15 protein-coding genes, 1 pseudogene and 1 riboswitch are annotated in these 17,254 nt (G+C 73.1%); of the genes and pseudogenes, 8 read left to right on the forward strand and 8 right to left on the reverse strand.

Going from position 1 to position 17,254, the window contains the following annotated elements:
- Positions 1-39: 39 nt before the first annotated feature.
- Together AB0F89_RS00130 and lepA are read right to left on the reverse strand one after the other, a co-directional pair.
- Positions 40-609: a Uma2 family endonuclease gene (locus AB0F89_RS00130; protein ID WP_367131304.1), complete on the reverse strand. Its 570-nt coding sequence runs from the start codon at positions 607-609 to the stop codon at positions 40-42.
- Positions 610-725: 116 nt separating this feature from the next.
- Positions 726-2,573, reverse strand: coding sequence for a translation elongation factor 4 (gene lepA / locus AB0F89_RS00135; RefSeq protein WP_367131306.1), 1,848 nt, complete (start codon positions 2,571-2,573; stop codon positions 726-728).
- A gap of 139 nt (positions 2,574-2,712) precedes the next feature.
- On the opposite strand from lepA, the gene AB0F89_RS00140 reads away from it, so the two are divergent.
- Both AB0F89_RS00140 and AB0F89_RS00145 read left to right on the forward strand, forming a co-directional pair.
- On the forward strand, positions 2,713-3,147 hold the full coding sequence (locus tag AB0F89_RS00140; RefSeq protein ID WP_367131308.1) for a type II toxin-antitoxin system PemK/MazF family toxin: 435 nt from the start codon (positions 2,713-2,715) through the stop codon (positions 3,145-3,147).
- Between the two features lie 107 nt (positions 3,148-3,254).
- Positions 3,255-3,851 (forward strand): class I SAM-dependent methyltransferase, encoded by a 597-nt coding sequence (locus tag AB0F89_RS00145; RefSeq protein WP_367131310.1) that lies wholly within the window; start codon positions 3,255-3,257, stop codon positions 3,849-3,851.
- Here the strand turns inward: AB0F89_RS00145 and AB0F89_RS00150 are convergent.
- From AB0F89_RS00150 to AB0F89_RS00160, 3 genes are read right to left on the reverse strand one after another with little or no spacing between them, the layout of a single operon-like run.
- A complete protein-coding gene (locus AB0F89_RS00150) occupies positions 3,828-4,196 on the reverse strand; it encodes a VOC family protein (RefSeq protein ID WP_367131312.1) in 369 nt (122 codons plus the stop codon). The genes AB0F89_RS00145 and AB0F89_RS00150 overlap by 24 nt on opposite strands.
- A 13-nt stretch (positions 4,197-4,209) precedes the next feature.
- Complete coding sequence (locus AB0F89_RS00155; protein ID WP_367131315.1) at positions 4,210-4,668, reverse strand: N-acetyltransferase family protein; 459 nt, start codon at positions 4,666-4,668, stop codon at positions 4,210-4,212.
- Between the two features lie 24 nt (positions 4,669-4,692).
- A complete protein-coding gene (locus tag AB0F89_RS00160; protein WP_367131317.1) occupies positions 4,693-5,622 on the reverse strand; it encodes a winged helix DNA-binding domain-containing protein in 930 nt (309 codons plus the stop codon).
- A gap of 120 nt (positions 5,623-5,742) precedes the next feature.
- Here AB0F89_RS00160 and AB0F89_RS00165 point away from each other — a divergent pair, with 120 nt between their 5' ends.
- From AB0F89_RS00165 to AB0F89_RS00175, 3 genes are all read left to right on the forward strand, one after another.
- Positions 5,743-6,663, forward strand: coding sequence for an SPFH domain-containing protein (locus AB0F89_RS00165; RefSeq protein WP_367131319.1), 921 nt, complete (start codon positions 5,743-5,745; stop codon positions 6,661-6,663).
- 1 nt (position 6,664) lies between these two features.
- Positions 6,665-6,880: a hypothetical protein gene (locus AB0F89_RS00170; protein ID WP_367131321.1), complete on the forward strand. Its 216-nt coding sequence runs from the start codon at positions 6,665-6,667 to the stop codon at positions 6,878-6,880.
- A gap of 94 nt (positions 6,881-6,974) precedes the next feature.
- A complete protein-coding gene (locus AB0F89_RS00175; protein ID WP_367131323.1) occupies positions 6,975-7,754 on the forward strand; it encodes a VOC family protein in 780 nt (259 codons plus the stop codon).
- Here the strand turns inward: AB0F89_RS00175 and AB0F89_RS00180 are convergent.
- Positions 7,723-8,535 (reverse strand): sulfite exporter TauE/SafE family protein, encoded by an 813-nt coding sequence (locus tag AB0F89_RS00180; RefSeq protein ID WP_367131325.1) that lies wholly within the window; start codon positions 8,533-8,535, stop codon positions 7,723-7,725. The genes AB0F89_RS00175 and AB0F89_RS00180 overlap by 32 nt on opposite strands.
- A 133-nt stretch (positions 8,536-8,668) precedes the next feature.
- Here AB0F89_RS00180 and AB0F89_RS00185 point away from each other — a divergent pair, with 133 nt between their 5' ends.
- Positions 8,669-10,948 carry a glycoside hydrolase family 3 N-terminal domain-containing protein gene (locus tag AB0F89_RS00185; protein WP_367131327.1) on the forward strand — a complete coding sequence of 760 codons (2,280 nt, stop codon included), beginning with the start codon at positions 8,669-8,671 and terminating at the stop codon, positions 10,946-10,948.
- A 125-nt stretch (positions 10,949-11,073) separates the two neighbouring features.
- On the forward strand, positions 11,074-11,334 hold the full coding sequence (rpsT, locus tag AB0F89_RS00190; RefSeq protein ID WP_073889602.1) for a 30S ribosomal protein S20: 261 nt from the start codon (positions 11,074-11,076) through the stop codon (positions 11,332-11,334).
- 114 nt (positions 11,335-11,448) lie between these two features.
- Here the strand turns inward: rpsT and holA are convergent, their stop codons facing one another.
- Entirely contained in the window at positions 11,449-12,432 is a 984-nt protein-coding gene (gene holA / locus AB0F89_RS00195; protein ID WP_367131329.1) for a DNA polymerase III subunit delta, read from the reverse strand.
- 96 nt (positions 12,433-12,528) lie between these two features.
- Positions 12,529-12,644, forward strand: a riboswitch (SAM riboswitch).
- An 11-nt stretch (positions 12,645-12,655) separates the two neighbouring features.
- On the opposite strand from holA, the gene thrC reads away from it, so the two are divergent.
- Complete coding sequence (thrC, locus tag AB0F89_RS00200; protein ID WP_367131331.1) at positions 12,656-13,918, forward strand: threonine synthase; 1,263 nt, start codon at positions 12,656-12,658, stop codon at positions 13,916-13,918.
- Positions 13,919-14,638: 720 nt separating this feature from the next.
- On the opposite strand, the pseudogene AB0F89_RS00205 reads toward thrC, so the two are convergent.
- Positions 14,639-16,915 (reverse strand): annotated as a pseudogene (locus tag AB0F89_RS00205) (DNA internalization-related competence protein ComEC/Rec2); the annotation flags it as partial.
- Between the last annotated feature and the right edge of the window lie 339 nt (positions 16,916-17,254).

Consider the following 17,254-nt stretch of genomic DNA (forward strand, 5'->3'; position numbering starts at 1 on the left):
GCGGGCCTTCAGGACAGGGGCGTCCTGAGGGCCCTTTCGTCATTCCTGGCCCTCCCACAGGGCGCCGAGCAGTTCGGCGGGCACGACCCGCACCGGGAACGGCAGGGTCGCGTCGAACGGCTTCTCCTCGTGCACCTCGGCGACCTGCTGGTAGCAGCCCTCGGGGTCGAGTTCGAAGACCACCATCACGGGCTCCTGCGGGTCGATCACCCAGTAACTGACGACGCCCATGCGCTCGTAAGCGTTCTTCTTGATGGTCAGATCCCGGATGCCCGTGCTCGGCGAGAGCACTTCCACCGCCAGCAGTGGCGCGACGGGCAGCAACTTCTCGGTGAAGTCGGCACGACGACCCACGAGGATGTCGGGCTGCACCTCGGTCCGCGCGGACAACCGCACGCCGAATGGAGCCGGCAGCGCGGTCAAGTCGTCCGGGCACGCCGCACGCAGGCGTCCGCAGAGTTCCGCGACGATCTCCTGGTGCCGGTAACCCGGCGCCGGGCTCGCGAGCAGGTGCCCGTCGACGAGTTCATAACGGCGTCCGCCATCAGGCATGTCCTCCAGGTCTTCGACCGTGTAGGAATCGCCTTCCACTTCGACCATGACAGTCATGTCTCCCTCCTTCCGGTTGGCGCGCCAACCATGGCGGAGGAAATCCGCCGAAACAGCGATCCGCGCCGATCAGCCACCCGAAGATGTGCTGATCGACGCGGATTTGGCCGGTGGTACTACTTCTTGCCCTTGTCCTTGCCGCCGGAGTCGTCAGTGGACAGAGCGGCGACGAAGGCTTCCTGGGGCACTTCGACCCGGCCCACCATCTTCATCCGCTTCTTGCCCTCCTTCTGCTTCTCCAGCAGCTTGCGCTTGCGGGTGATGTCACCGCCGTAGCACTTGGCCAGCACGTCCTTGCGGATCGCGCGGATCGTCTCGCGGGCGATCACCCGGGCGCCCACGGCGGCCTGGATCGGCACCTCGAACTGCTGCCGCGGGATCAGCTCGCGCAGCTTGCTGGCCATCTTCGTGCCGTAGCCGTAGGCGTGGTCCTTGTGCACGATCGCGCTGAACGCGTCCACCGGCTCGCCCTGGAGCAGGATGTCCACCTTGACCAGGTCCGCGTCCTGCTCGCCCGACTCCTCGTAGTCCAGCGACGCGTAGCCGCGGGTGCGCGACTTCAGCGCGTCGAAGAAGTCGAAGATGATCTCGCCGAGCGGCATGGTGTAGCGCAGCTCGACGCGGTCCTCGGACAGGTAGTCCATGCCGCCCAGCTGGCCGCGCTTGGACTGGCACAGCTCCATGATCGCGCCGATGTAGTCGCTCGGCGCGATGATCGTGCACTTGGTGACCGGCTCGTACACCTCGGCCCGCTTGCCGTCGGGCCAGTCGGACGGGTTGGTCACCACGTGCTCGGCGCCGTCGTCCATGACCACCCGGTACACCACGTTCGGCGCGGTGGAGATCAGGTCCAGGCCGAACTCGCGCTCCAGCCGGTCCCGGGTGATCTCCAGGTGCAGCAGGCCGAGGAAGCCGCAGCGGAAGCCGAAGCCCAGGGCCGCCGACGTCTCCGGCTCGAACGTCAGCGCGGCGTCGTTGAGCTGCAGCTTCTCCAGCGCCTCGCGCAGCAGCGGGTAGTCCGAGCCGTCCACCGGGTACAGCCCGGAGTAGACCATGGGCTTGGGCTCGCGGTACCCGGCCAGCGGCTCGGTCGCGCCCTTCTTGTCCCACGTGACGGTGTCGCCGACCTTCGACTGGCGCACGTCCTTCACGCCGGTGATCAGGTAGCCGACCTCGCCGACGCCCAGGCCGCGGCTCGGCTTCGGCTCGGGCGAGATGATGCCGACTTCCAGCAGCTCGTGCGTGGCGCCGGTGGACATCATCTTGATCCGCTCGCGCGGGGTGATCTTGCCGTCGACCACGCGGATGTAGGTGACCACGCCCCGGTAGGTGTCGTACACCGAGTCGAAGATCATCGCGCGGGGCGGCGCGTCGGCGTCGCCGACCGGTGCGGGCACGCGCTTGACGACCTCGTCCAGCAGCTCGCCCACGCCGAAGCCGGTCTTGGCCGAGACGCGCAGCACCTCCTCGGGCTCGCACCCGACGATGTGCGCCAGCTCCTTGGCGTACTTGTCCGGGTCCGCCGCGGGCAGGTCGATCTTGTTCAGCACCGGGATGATGGTGAGGTCGTTCTCCATCGCCAGGTACAGGTTGGCCAGCGTCTGCGCCTCGATGCCCTGGGCGGCGTCCACCAGCAGCACGGTGCCCTCGCACGCCTCCAGGGCGCGCGAGACCTCGTAGGTGAAGTCGACGTGACCGGGCGTGTCGATCATGTGCAGCACGTGGTCGCGGCCCTCGGCCTGCCACGGCAGGCGGACGTTCTGGGCCTTGATCGTGATGCCGCGCTCGCGCTCGATGTCCATCCGGTCGAGGTACTGCGCGCGCATCGCCCTGGCGTCGACCACGCCGGTGAGCTGCAACATGCGGTCGGCCAGGGTCGACTTGCCGTGGTCGATGTGCGCGATGATGCAGAAGTTCCGGATCAGCTCCGGAGGCGTGAACGTCTGGTCGGCGAACGTGCTCACTCAGGTTCCTCGCACAGGAAGGACGGGGGCCTATTGCAGCTGGGCACGTACGGGGGCCCAGCTCGACAACACACAGCATCTCACGTCACGCCGCCGTGGCGTTCCACGTGGGCGTGACCGAGGCCATAAGCTGCCCGCCGTGTACGCGAACGGCGAGGACGCGCGCCCGGCCAGGGGCGCGGTGCGCGAGGTCCACACGGCCGCGGTGGCGGCCACCCTGGAGTACTCCCCCGACCTGGACGGCCTGGCCGACCCGGGCGAGGTGGTGTGGGCGTGGGTGCCCTTCGAGGAGGACCCGACCCGAGGCAAGGACCGGCCGCTGCTGGTCGTCGGGCGGCACCGGCGCGCGCTGCTCGGCCTGATGCTGACCAGCAGGACGCCCGACCGGCACGAGCTGGACGACTGCCTGGACCTGGGCCCGGGCCGCTGGGACCGCGACGGCAGGCGCTCCTACCTGCGGCTGGACCGGGTTTTCGAGCTGGCCGAGGACGACATCCGGCGCGAGGGTTCGGTGCTGGAGCCGGAGCGGTTCTCGCTGGTCGTGGACGCGTTGCGACGGTTGGGCTGGCGCTGAGCGACGCCCCCCAGGAGTGCTACCCGGACTCGTCCAGGTAGCACTCCTGGGGGGACCTCCGGGTGATCCCCGATGCCGGCGGGCCGCGCGCCGGCGAGGCTGGACGCATGGCGAACAACCTGGTGAAGGCGTTCGACGCGGCGTTCGGGCACCCGCGCGGCAAGGTCGGCGAGCTGGGCGGTCGGGTGATGGCCGTGCTGAACGCCAAGGTGGAGGAGCACGTCACCGAGGTGGCGGCGCCGACGCCCGAGGAGGTCGTGCTGGTGCTCGGCCCCGGTCCGGGCGTCGGGCTCAAGCTGGCGGGCGAGCGGGCGCTCAAGGCGATCGGCGTCGACCCGTCGCAGGTCATGCTGGACGAGGCCCGCACCAGGTGCGCCGAGCTGATCGTGGCGGGCCGGGTCGAGCTGCGCGAGGGCGCGGCGACGCGGACCGGTCAGCCCGAGGACTCGGTGGACGTGGTGGTCTCGGTGAACAACCTCCAGCTGTGGGACAACCGGGCGGCGGCGTTCCACGAGCTGTTCCGGGTGCTGCGGCCGGGCGGCAGGCTGGTCGTCTCGGTGCACCGGCGAGTGCTGGACACCTCCGAGTACGACCTGATCCGCGAGGCCGAGGCGGCCGGGTTCACCGGTGTCCGCACGTCGCTGCGCCAGTACGGCGGGGTGGTGGGTCCCGCGGTGCAGCTACTCGCGGACGTCCCGGCGTAGCGGGTGGTCGGCGGGGATCTCGACCAGCACGATCCGCCGCCCGTCCGGGTCGGCGATCCACAGCTCGTCCAGGCCCCACGGCTCGCGCCGGGCGGGCCGGACGACGTGGTCGGCGAGTTCCCCGGCGACCCGCCGGAGGTCCCGCACCTGGAGCCACAGCTGGGTGGCGTCGGTGGGGTCCGCGGCCGAGTCGCCGGAGACCTCCAGGAACCCCTGGCCGAGGAAGAACACGGTGCCGCCGGGGAACTCGCGGTGCACGGCGAGGCCGAGCACGTCCCGGTAGAACGCCCGCGCGCGTTCCGGGTCTCGTGAGCGGACGAGGACGCGGCTGCTCAGGATCTCCACGACGTCCAGGCGATCACACGTTCAGCTCCAGCGCCATCCGCACGTGGGTGTCGTCGCGGCCGACTTCACGCCGGCCGTGCGCGGTGTAGAAGCGCTGGGCGCGGTGGTTCTGGACGAACACGTCGAGGTGGGCGGTGGTGACGCCGCGCTCGCGCAGGGCGGCCGTCGCCGCGTCGTGCAGCGCGTGGCCGACGCCGTTGCCCCAGCGTGCCGGGTCGACCTGGAGCTGCAGCAGCTCGCCACGCGCGTTCACCAGCGCGAACCCGGCGAAGCCGCCGTCCAGCTCGGCGCACAGCCACACCGCTCCCGGCTTGTCGAAGGCGTAGCCGTCGGCGCGCACCGCGGCCTCCCACTCCGCCAGTTCCTCCTCGGGCAGGTGGCCCTCGTAGTAGCTGCGCCTGGCCCTGACGTGCACCTCGACCAGCGGCCGCACGTCCTCCGCCCGCGGCGGGCGAACGGTGATCGTCCCCATGCGCTCAGTGACGCGCGGCGGCCGTCAAGGTTGTCCGGACCTCGTGCCGCGGCACGTCCGGCGCGAGGAACGCGAGCAGCCGCTCACCCTCCCGCTCCACCTCCTCCGGCGCGGGCAGCCGTGCGAGAGCAGCACGTTGTCGAAGTCGTAGAGGAACCGCGGCGGCGCGGGCTCGTCCTCGTCCGGCCGGGGCGCGTCGGGCAGGTCGAACAACTCCCGGCCGTCCTCGTCGCGCAGCCGCAGCAGCGGCAGGTCCTCGACCACCTCGCGCAGCCGGGTGAGCCCGGACCAGGTCTGCACGTCCTCCACCGTCGCGGGCCCGAACGCGGCCAGGTAGCGCCGCACCAGGTCGGCTGCCGACGGCCGGTCCGCCACGGGCGCGCCCAGCCACGTCTCCGCGCCGGTGTGCGCGATCGCGCCGCTGCGGCCCCACACCCCGCGCGGCGGCACCTGGACCAGCGGGACCAGGCAGCGGACGGCGTAGGCCGGCGTGGCGGGCGTGCGGTCGGGCCACTGCTCGTGCAGCAGCGCTCCCAGCTCCTTGTTGGTGCGCGGCTTCTCCGCGAGCAACGCGCGCCCGGCAACCACCACGGCGGCCACGTCCAGCTCCCGCGCCTCCCGGCCGTGGGTGTGGTTGCGGAACAGGTCCCGGTCGAGCGCGGGCTGCACCACCGGGCGCAGCGCGAGCGCGTCGGCCGCGGTGAGCAGGTGGATCGTGGAGCGCATCGCGGCCATCCGCACGAGCCCGCGGTCCACGAGCGGGTCGGCCGCCAGGTCGGGGGTGAAGCCGGCGACGCGCGACCACAGGCCGGTGTACCAGGTGTGCGGTGCCCGGGCCTGCGACCCGACCAGGTGCTCGACGACCTCGGGCACCGGCCGGTCGGCGCGGGCCGGCAGGAACTGGCGAGCCGGGGTGGCGCGGCCGAGGGCGCGACGGCTCAGAACCGGGGTCATGCGGCCACCGCAGGACCGATTGCGGTCAACTTCCGTCCGCATACGGCGTCCGACTTGGTGCCCGCACCGAAAAAGTGATATCACTTTGCTAAGCACGAGATAGCGATCGAGGGGTGGGACATGGACGTCACAGACATCGCGGTGCAGATGCCGACGCCGGTGGTGCGGGAGCGGGAGGCACGCGCGCCGTCCGGGTGGGGGGTGCTCGCCGGCGTGGTGGTCGCCACGCTGGCCGGCGTGGCGGTGCTCGTGCTCGGCGCGATCCCGGGGGACGACGGGAACAGCGTCCCGGCGATCGTCGGGGGCGCCCTGCTGATGGCCGGTGGCGCCGTCGTCGGCGTCGGGCTGTTCACCGTCGCGCCGGGCGAGTCGCGGGTGCTCCAGTTCGCCGGCCGCTACACCGGCACCGTCCGCCAGGACGGCCTGCGCTGGGCGAACCCGTTCACCACGAAGGTGAAGGTGTCGACCCGGATCCGCAACCACGAGACCGCGACGCTGAAGGTCAACGACGCGGACGGCAACCCGATCGAGATCGCCGCCGTGGTGGTGTGGCAGGTCGAGGACACCGCGCGGGCGATGTTCGAGGTGGACGACTTCGTGCGGTTCGTCGGCATCCAGACCGAGACCGCGGTGCGGCACATCGCGACCAGCTACCCCTACGACAACCACAACGAGACCGGGTTGTCGCTGCGGGAGAACGCCGACGAGATCACCGAGACGCTGTCGGTGGAGATCGCGGCCCGGGTGCAGTCGGCCGGGGTGAAGGTGATCGAGTCCCGGCTCACGCACCTGGCCTACGCTCCGGAGATCGCGCACGCGATGCTGCAGCGCCAGCAGGCGGGCGCGGTGGTCGCGGCGCGGGCGAAGATCGTGGAGGGCGCGGTCGGCATGGTGCAGCTCGCGCTGGACCGGCTCGCCGAGGAGGACGTGGTGGAACTGGACGAGGAGCGCAAGGCGGCGATGGTGTCCAACCTGCTGGTCGTGCTGTGCGGCGACCGATCCACCCAGCCCGTGGTCAACGCCGGGTCGCTGTACACCTGACGTGGCCGAGCGCAAGAGCGTCCTGTTGCGCCTCGACCCCGCGGTGCACGACGCGCTGACCAGGTGGGCGAACGACGAGCTGCGCAGCACGAACGCGCAGATCGAGTTCCTGCTGCGCCGTGCGCTCGCCGAAGCAGGCCGGCTGCCGACCGGCGCCGCGGACCAACCCCGGCGCGGCCGACCCCGCAAGGGCGACGGGGACACCGGGACCGGGTAGCCGACGCCGTCGGCGCGGATCGACCGCGCCGGCGGCGTTCGCCGTGCGGGTGATCGACTCGCGGCGCGCGGCGGCCGGTGCGACCGTTGGCCGGGTGAGCGAGCTGAACTCCCCGTACGCGCCGGGCACGCCCGCGTGGGTGGACATGATGACCACCGACCGCCGGGCGACCGCGGAGTTCTACGGCGGCCTGTTCGGCTGGGACTTCGAGGTCGGCGGGCCGGAGACCGGGCACTACACGATGGCGCTGGTGCGCGGGCTGCCCGTGGCCGGGTTCGGCGAGATGCCGTCGGACGTGATGTTCCCCGTGGTGTGGACGACCTACCTGGCCACCGACGACCTGGACGAGTCGCTGGACGTGCTGGGCGCCAACGGCGGCAAGGTGCTCGTGCCGGAGTTCGACACCGGCGGGCCGGGGCGCGGCGCGATCGCGGTGGACCCGTCCGGCGCGGCGTTCGGGCTGTGGGAGGCGGGCACGCACATCGGCGCGTACGTGGTGAACGAACCGGGCTCGGTGGTGTGGAACGAGCTGGCCACCCGGGACCCGTACGGCGCGGCGGAGTTCTACCAGCAGGTGTTCGGCGTCGGCCTGGACCCGCTGCCGGACTTCCCGTACACCCAGTTGCGGGTGGCCGGCAGGCCGGTGGCGGGCGTGTTCGGGATGGCCAACGAGATCCCGGCCGAGATCCCGCCGCACTGGATGACCTACTTCGCGGTGGCCGACGCCGACGCGGCGGCCGAGCGGGTGCGCGAGCTGGGCGGCGTCACGGTCGGCGACGTGGTCGAGTCGCGGTTCGGCCGGTTCACCACCGCGGGTGACCCGATGGGCGCGACGTTCCGGCTCATCCAAGCGCCGCCTTCCACCCCAGACTGACCACCAGCGCCACCACGACGGTGAGGAACACCCGGCGCACGAACGCCGACCCGCGCCGCACCGCCAGCCGCGCCCCGAACACCGCGCCCGTCACGTTGCACAGCGCGAGCACCAGGCCCAGGCCCCACAGCACCTTCCCGGCCGGGATGAAGTAGAGCAGCGCGCCCAGGTTCGTGGCGACGTTGACGACCTTGGCGGTGGCCGAGGCGCGCAGGAACGCGAACCCCGTCAGGCCGACGAGCAGGAACACCAGGAACGTGCCGGTGCCCGGTCCGGCCAGGCCGTCGTAGAAGCCGATCACCGCGCCGCCCAGGGTCATCACGGCGATCTGCGCGACCTTGGTGAACCTCAGCGCCTCGGACGTGCCCAGCTGCGGCTTGCGCCAGGTGTAGAGGCCGACGCCGACCAGTGCGACGAGCACCACACCGTTGAGCACGCCGGGCGCCAGCGCACCGGCGAACGCCGCGCCGCCCACCGCGCCCGCGAAGGCGGCCACCGCCATCGGCAGCGCCGACGACCAGTCGACCGCGGTCTGCCTGGCGTACGTCCGCACCGCCGCGGCCGTGCCGACCACGGACGCGATCTTGTTGGTGGCCAGCGCGTACAGCGGCTGGCCTCCGGGCGCGATCAGCAGCAGCGCGGGCAGCTGGATGAGCCCGCCACCGCCCACCACGGCGTCGACCGCGCCCGCGAGGGCGGCGGCCAGGCAGAGGAACAGCAGCGCGGCGAGCGAGATGTGCCCGAAGCCGGGCCAGTCGAGTGCGGCGGTCACGTCGGACATGAAACAGGACGGACGTACTGCATTTCACCCCTTACCGAGTGGGAGCGCTCCCAGAATCGGCCGTTCAGCCCTGTTGTGCGCCAGGTCACGCGGGGAGGGTGGGTCCGGTTCTCCGATCACGTGGAGGTTGTCGGTGTTGAGATCCCGGAAGCGGACCGCGGTCGCCGCGCTGGTCACGCTCGCGCTGCTGGTCACCGGCGCACAGGCGAGCGGCATCGTCGAACCCGCCGGCCAGGACTACCTGGACGCGCGGGCGCCGGTCGACCGGCGGGTCGACAACCTGCTCCGGCGGATGACGCTGGAGGAGAAGGTCGGCCAGATGACCCAGATCCGACTGGGCAAGCTGCGCGGCAACTGCGAGTGGAACCCCGGTCCGCTGCGCGAGGACTGCCTGAAGGCGGTGCTGGAGGACGCGAAGGTCGGCTCGATCCTCTCCGGCGGCGGCGACGCGCCGAACCCCAACACGCCCAGGGCGTGGGCGGAGATGACCAACGCCATCCAGAAGTACGCGCTGGACCACAGCAGGCTGCGAATCCCGCTGATCTACGGCGCGGACGGCGTCCACGGCCACTCGAACGTGCTCAGCGCCACCATGTTCCCGCACCAGATCGGCCTCGGCGCGACGTGGGACCCGCAGCTCATGGAGCAGCTGGGCGCGTCCACCGGCCGGTCGATGCGCGCCACCGGCGTGTTCTGGAACTTCGCGCCGGTGTCCGACATCGCGCGCGACACCCGGTGGGGCCGGTACTACGAGACCTACAGCGAGGACCCGGTGCTGGCCGGCGCGCTGGCGGCGGCGAACGTGCGCGGCCAGCAGGGCGACCCGATCGACGGCACCGCGCGGCTCACCGCGACCGCCAAGCACTTCGCGGGCTACTCGGAGCCGTTCAACGGCCACGACCGCGCGCCCGCCCAGCTGCCGATCCGGTACCTCCAGGACACCGTGCTGCCCGCGTTCCAGCCGCAGTTCGACGCCGGCGTCGGCACCGTGATGATCAACTCCGGCGCGGTGAACGGCGTGCCGGCGCACGCGTCGAAGTACCTGCTGACCACCCAGTTGCGGGACCGGATGGGCTTCCGCGGCGTGGCCATCACCGACTGGGAGGACATCCGGTTCCTGGTGGACCGCTACCACGTGGCGGCGGACTACCAGGAGGCCATCGCGATGGCCGTCAACGCGGGCGTCGACATGGCGATGGAGCCGTCCAACGCGGCCGAGTTCACCTCGGGGCTGCTGGCCAACGTGCGCAGCGGCGCGATCAGCGGCAAGCGGATCGACGAGGCCGTGCGGCGCATCCTGAAGCTCAAGTTCGACCTGGGCCTGTTCGAGAAGCCGTTCGTCGACCCGGAGAAGGCCGACGCGGCCGTGACCGGCGTGGACCGCTCGCTGGCCCGCCAGGCGGCGGCGGAGAGCGCGGTGCTGCTGCGCAACGACGGCGTGCTGCCCCTGTCGACCGACGCGGCCAAGCTCGTGGTGACCGGCGACGCGGCGGACTCCGCGGCCCGCCAGCTCGGCGGCTGGACGGTCGGCTGGCAGGGCGTGCCCAACGGGTCGCCGCCACCGCCGACGGTGACGGTGCTGCAGGGCATCCGGGCCGCCGCACCGGCCGCGAACGTGGTCAGCGCGCCCGCGCAGGCCGACGCGGTCGCGCAGGCCGGTGACGCCGACGCGGTGGTCGTGGTGCTCGGCGAGGACCCCGGCGCGGAGGGCGAGGCGGACACCGAGGAGCCCGCGCTGACCGCCGAGCAGCAGGGCCTGGTGACCGCGGTGCGGGCCACCGGCAAGCCGGTCGTGGTCGTGCTGCTGACCGGCCGGCCGCAGGTGCTCGGCGCCGTCGCCGACGCCCCCGCGCTGGTCGCGGGCTGGCTGCCCGGCTCGGAGGGCGGCAGCGCCATCGCCGACGTGCTGTTCGGCGCGGTGAACCCGAGCGGCAAGTTGCCGGTGTCGTGGCCGAAGGTGGTCGGCGACCAGCCGTTCTCCTACGACCAGCCGCGGGGCGCGAACACGGCGCCCAGCTCGGCGTACGACCCGGCGTTCGCGTTCGGGCACGGCCTGTCCTACACCACGTTCACCACGTCCGCGCCGACGGTGAAGTCCGCCGAGGTGCGGCGGGACGGCCGGGTGGAGGTGTCGGTGACGGTGGCCAACACCGGTTCCCGGGACGGCGCGCTCGTCGTGCCGGTGTACGCGCACCAGCCGGTGAGCAAGGTGCTCACGCCGCCGCAGCGCCTGGTCGGCTTCACCAGGGTCGCGTTGAAGGCGGGCGAGTCGCGGACGGTCGAGGTGGCGTTCGACCTCAAGCGCCTCGCGGTGACGCCGGGCGACATGGACGGCTCGGGCAAGCCGGAGGTCGCCAGGGGCGGCTACGAGGTCGTGGTCGGCGATGGGAGGGCTCGGTTCACGGTGCGGTGAGCTGCCCTGATATCCTTCTCGGCCGTACCCGCGCGGCATTCCGCTGTGGAGGAAAACCGCCCCCTCGGGGGCGGAGCCGGTGACAAGCGCGGTACGACCCCGGACCAGGAGAAGGTGGCTTCCGCATGGCGAACATCAAGTCCCAGATGAAGCGGATCAAGACCAACGAGAAGGCGCGCCTGCGCAACAAGGCCGTCAAGTCGTCGCTCAAGACCGCGATCCGCAAGTTCCGTGAGGCCGCCGAGGCCGGTGACAAGGAGAAGGCCACCGTGCTGGCGCGGGAGGCTTCCCGCAAGCTCGACAAGGCCGTCACCAAGGGCGTGATCCACGCCAACCAGGCCGCCAACAAGAAGTCGGCCCTGGCGCGGCGCGCCAACCAGATCTGATCTGGTCCTCACGCTGGAAGTGCCGCTCACCCACTCGGGTGGGCGGCACTTTTCATCGGCGTCCCTCGGCCGCACTGACTGCCGCCGACCGCACCGATCGCCACCGGCTGCGGCTCAGCGCCGCCCGTACGCCGCGACGATCTTCAGCACCGCGCGCTCCAGGGCGTACCCCGAGTCGGCCGCGACGCCCTTGACGTCGGCGTTCAGGTCGGCGACCACCGTCATCGCGGCGGCGAGCCCCTGGTCCTCCCAGCCGCGCGACTGGCCCTGCGCCTTCTTCACCTTCCACGGCGGCATGCCCAGCTCGCCCGCCAGCTTGAACGGGTCGCCCCGCCCCACCGCGGACACCCGCGCGATCGTGCGCACCGCGTCGGCCAGCGCGTCGGCGACCAGCACGTGCGGCACGCCGAGCTGGATCGCCCAGCGCAACGCCTCCAGCGCACCGGCCCGGTCGCCCATCACGGCCTTCTCCGCCACCGCGAACCCGGTCACCTCGGCCCGGCCGCGGTGGTAGCGGCGGACCGCCTCGGCGTCGACCTTGCCCGCCGTGTCGGCGACGAGCTGCGAGGCCGCCGCCGCCAGCTCGCGCAGGTCCGAGCCGACCGCCTCGATCAGCGCCGCGACCGCCTCCGGGTCGGCCTTGCCACCGCCCGCCGAGCGGATCTCGTTGCGCACGAACGCTTCCCGGTCCGCCGCCTTGGTGACCTTGGGGCACTCGGTGACCCGGACCCCCGCCTTCCGCAGCGCCCCGGGCAGCTCCTTGGCCGCCTTGCTCCGCCCGCCGCCGCTGTGGACGACCACCAGCGTCACCCCGTCCGCGGGCGCCTTGGCGTAGGCGATGACCGCGTCGGCGATCTCCTTGCCGATGTCCTGCGCGCTCTCCAGGGCGACCACCCGCCCCTCGGCGAACAGTGACGGGCTCACCAGTTCGGCCAGCTCAGGCGGGGTGAGATCGGTCACCCGGACGCGGGTCAGGTCGGCCTGCGGGTCGGCCTTCCTCGCCACCGCCAGGGCGCCCCGCACGGCGCGCTCGACCAGCAACTCCTCCTCGCCGACGACGAGGTGCACGGCGTCGGGCGGGTCAGCGGGCGCACTCACGGCGGCGATCCTCCCACGACTGACCGACGTCCGGATGGTGGACGTCTCTGGCTGAGGGCCGGGATCGTGTCGTAAGTTGAGGCCACAACTGAATACCGCTCATCCAGAGGGGCAGAGGGATCGGCCCGAAGAAGCCCCGGCAACCCGTCGCACAGCGTCCGCTGGCGATCACGGTGCCAATTCCGACCCGCGACGCGCGGGAAAGATGAGGAGATACCTCGCGATGACTGCTGTCAGTGTGCCCTCGGCCACCACCTCCTTCGACCTCGGTCCCGCTCGGGCACTGTCCTGTCGGGAGTGCGGCCACCAGACCCCGCTCGCCGCCGAGTACGCCTGTCTCGAGTGTTTCGGGCCGCTGGAAGTCGCCTACGACTTCGGCCGGATCCGCCGCGAGGACATCGAGGCGGGCCCCCGGTCGATCTGGCGCTACCGCGGCCTGCTCCCCGTTCCGTCCACCGTCGAGTCACACCCCAACACCAACCCCGGCGCCACCCGCCTGGTCGAGGCCGACCGCCTCGCCAAGGCCCTGGGCGTGCGCAAGGTCTGGGTGAAGGACGACACCGGCAACCCGACCCACTCGTTCAAGGACCGGGTGGTCGGCGTCGCCCTCGCCGCCGCCCGTGAGCTGGGCTTCAAGGTGCTGGCCTGCCCGTCCACCGGCAACCTGGCCAACGCCGTCGCCGCCGCCGCGGCCCGCGCCGGCTGGCAGTCGGTGGTCCTGGTGCCCTCCTCCCTGGAGCAGGCGAAGATCCTCATGACCGCCGTGTACGGCGGCAACCTGATCACCGTCGACGGCAACTACGACGACGTGAACCGGCTGGCGCAGGAGCTGGCCGCCGAGCACGAGGACTGGGCGTTCGTCAACGTCAACGTCCGCCCGTACTACGCCGAGGGCTCCAAGACGCTCGGCTACGAGGTCGCCGAACAGCTCGGCTGGCGGTTGCCCGACCAGGTCGTGGTGCCCATCGCCTCCGGCTCGCAGTTGACCAAGGTGGACAAGGCGTTCCGCGAGCTGGGCAGCCTCGACCTGGTCGAGCAGACCCCGTACCGGGTGTTCGGCGCGCAGGCCACCGGCTGCTCCCCCGTCGCCGCCGCCTTCAAGGCGGGCCACGACGTCGTCACCCCGGTCCGCCCGGACACCATCGCCCGCTCACTGGCGATCGGCGCCCCCGCCGACGGCCCCTACGTGCTGGACGCCGTCCGCCGCACCAACGGCGCGATCGAGGACGTCACCGACGAAGAGGTCGTCGAGGGCATCCGGCTGCTGGCGCAGACCGAGGGCATCTTCGCCGAGACCGCCGGCGGCGTCACCGTGGCGACCGCGAAGAAGCTCATCGAGACCGGCCAGCTGGACCCGGACGGCGAGACCGTGCTGCTCATCACCGGCGACGGCCTCAAGACCCTGGACGCCCTCGGCAACCGCGTCGGCCCGCGCGCCAACGTCCCGCCGTCCGCCGAGGCAGTGATCAAGGCCCTCCAGAGCTGAGGAGTCGGACGGGTGCCGGGCCGGACCTGAACCGGCCCGGCACCGAACCGACTCCGGCGGCGAACCGGGCCAGCGCCGAGTCGGCCCGGCGGCGAGCCAGCCCGGCGGCGAACCTGCCCGGTGCCGAGTCGGGCCGGTGGCGAACCTGCCCGGTGGCAGCCTGGTCCTGGCGGCAGTCTGGTCCGGCGGTGGCCTGATCCGGGCTGGTCGGCCTGGTCGCGGTGGCGTGGCGGTCACAGTCCGATCCTCGCCGAGCGCAGCCAACCGGTCCGGGGGAAGGCGGCCAGCTCCGGCAGGACGTGCGGCCCGACCTGTTCGGTGACCACGCGCCAGGCGGTGAGCAGCTGGGGCCAGGGCCGGGTCGCCTTCTCCCGGTTGTACCGCTCGGAGTGCCACTCCTCCGGCGGGATGGTCAGGTCGGCGTCGAACAGGGCGTCGGCCACCAGCTTGTAGGCCGTGTCGGCGGAGGGCACCTGCGCCAGGCGGATCACGCCGGTGACGGTGGCCCTGGCGACGACGCCCCGCCCGCCACCGGGCAGGTCCTCGCACACGTAGTAGGCGAAGGCGGGCCGGAGCCCGTCGCGCGGCCACGGTTCGGCGGTGTAGCCGGGCTGCCACAGCGCCCACGCCAGCGCCCGGTCGGACCCCTGCCGGGACCAGCCGGAGTGCAGTCGGATCCAGACGTCGTTCTTCATGGTTCTCCCCTTGTCCGTTGTCTGACGGGCCGCCCCTGCGGACGACCCCCGGCCCGTCCGGGCCGGCCAGGACCGCGGTGTCGCCGTCCCGGTCGGTGCGCAGCACCAGCGCGCCCCGGCTGGTCAACGCGTCGACCAGCACCCCGTTGGGGTGGCCGTAGCGGTTGCCCGCACCGACGCTCACCAGGGCGACCCTCGGCCGCACCGCCGCGAGGAACGCGGGCGACGAGTACCGCGACCCGTGGTGCGGCACCTTCAGCACGTCGGCCCGCAGGTCCACGTGCCCGCCGAGCAGGTCCGCCTGCCCGGCCAGCTCGACGTCGCCGGTCAGCAGCACCCGCCCGGCCGCGGTGGACGCCCGCAGCACCAGCGACGCGTCGTTGACCGCCGTGTTCGTCCCACCGACCGGGTCCACCCGCGGCCCCAGCACCTCCAGTCCCAGGCCCGGCCAGCTCAGCCGCTGACCCGCACCCAGCTCGACCACGCGGACCCCCGCCGCCCGCGCCCGTTCCCGCACCTCCTCCCAAGCCCACCCCGGCTGCCGCGACGGCCCCACCGCCACCGCGCCGACGACTCGTTCCGCCAACACCGCCGCCAACCCGCCGACGTGGTCGGCGTGCAGGTGGCTGAGCACCACCAGCGGGATGCGCCGCACCCCCAGCCGCCGCAGGCACGACAGCACCGGCACCGGGTCCGGCCCGGTGTCGACCAGCACCGCCCGGTCGCGCTCGGCGGTGGCCAGCACGACCGCGTCGCCCTGTCCGACGTCGCAGGCCACCACCGCCCACCCGGACGGCGGCCACCCGGGAGAGACCACGTTCAGCGGCACGACCACCACCACCGCCCCGACCACGGCCGCCACGACCAGCGCCCGCAGCCGCCGGAGCCGCACCACCGCCCAACCGAGCACCAGCACCCCGGCCAGCAGCAGCCCGCCGACCCAGCCACCGGGCCACCCGACCGCCGCCCCCGGCACCGCCGCCGCGTGCCGACCGACCGCGATGAGCCAACCCACCGCCGGCCCGGCCACCTCCACGACCGGCCGGGCCGCCGCGTCGTGCACCGGGGCCAGCACGGCGGCCAGCACACCGAGCACGGTGGCCGGCGCCACCACCGGCGCGACCAGCAGGTTCGCCACCACCGCGACCAGGCTCACCTGCCCGGAGAGCCCGGCCACCAGCGGCGCCGTCGCCAGGTGGGCGGCCACCGGCACCGCCAGCGCCTCGGCGACCCCCACCGGGAGGCCGCGCCCCCTCATCGCCGCCGCCCACCGCGGCGCGAGCAGCACCAGCGCCGCCGTGGCCACGACCGACAGGCCGAACCCCGGCTCGGTGGCCAGCTCCGGGTCGTAGAGCACCAGGACCACCACCGACGCCGCGAGCGCCGGCAACGCCGACCGCTCCCGACCCAGCACCAGCGCGAGCAGCGCCACCGCGCCCATCACCGCGGCCCGCAGCACGCTCGGCTCCGGCCCGGCCAGCAGCACGAACCCGACCAGCGCCGCCATCGCACCGGCCGCGCACCCGCGTGGCCCGACCCGCGACAGCCTCAGCAGCAGCAGGACCGCGCCGCAGAGGATCGCCAGGTTCGCCCCGCTGACGGCGAGGACGTGGGCCAGCCCCGCCGTGCGGAACTCCTCCACCACCCTGGGCGAGAGCCCCGACGTGTCGCCGACGACCAGCGCGGGCAGCAGCCCGGCCGGCTCGGGGTCCAGCGCGGTGCTCGCCCTCCGCAGTCCGGCGCGCAGGTCCTCGGCGACCCGCTGCCACACCGGCGCTTCCGTCACCCCTTGCGGGGGTCCGCGGACCCGCAGCACCGCGACCGTCAGCTCACCACCTCGCGGCGGGGCGAGCGTGCCGCGCGCGGTGGCCCGCTGGCCGGGCAGGAGCTCCCGCCACCGGTCCGCCGGGGCCAGCACGGCGATCCGCCCGCCACCGTCGAGCGTGCCCCGGACCAGCACCAGCTCCACCCCACCCGCCCGCGAGCCGAAGCCGCTGCTGCGCAACCCGTGCGGCCGGTGGTCGAGTTCGAAGTGGACCGTGGCGGGCGCGCCGCGTTCCGCCGCGCCGCGCAGCGGGTGGTGGGTCGCGCCGCGGGCCTGAACACCGATCCAGCCCGCTGCCGCCACGGCCGACACCACCAGCGCCACTGCCGCCGGTCGCCACGGACGCAGCGCCAAGCCGCCGATGACGGCGGTGACCAGGCCGACCGCGGGTGCGGCCCACCAGGTCCAGAGCAGCCCGGCGAGGGCCGTGGCCCACACCGCCAACGCTGCCGGGACCAGGTGCGCGCGGGGACTCACGACCCCACCCACCGGAACCTCGACAAGGTGACGAGGCGTGGCCAGGCGGAACGGGTGCGACGCCCCACCCGACGGAAACGGTCGAGCAGCCGTCGGACGCCACGGCGGTGGCCCCGGCGGGCGATGGCGCCGTCCTGGGCCAGACGACGGGCCTGGTCCAGCAGCCGCCGGACGCGGCGGCGGTCTCGGCCACCTTCGCTGTCGTTCCGGACCACGCGGAGGACCCGCCCGGACGGTCCGGGGACGTGGTGGTGGTCCGAGCGAGCGCTGCTGTGGTCGCGGACCGCGCGACGAACGCGGGCGAGCAGTCGGCGGATGCGGCGGGGGTGTTCTCGGCGG

Source organism: Saccharothrix sp. HUAS TT1 (assembly GCF_040744945.1).
GTDB lineage: Bacteria > Actinomycetota > Actinomycetes > Mycobacteriales > Pseudonocardiaceae > Actinosynnema.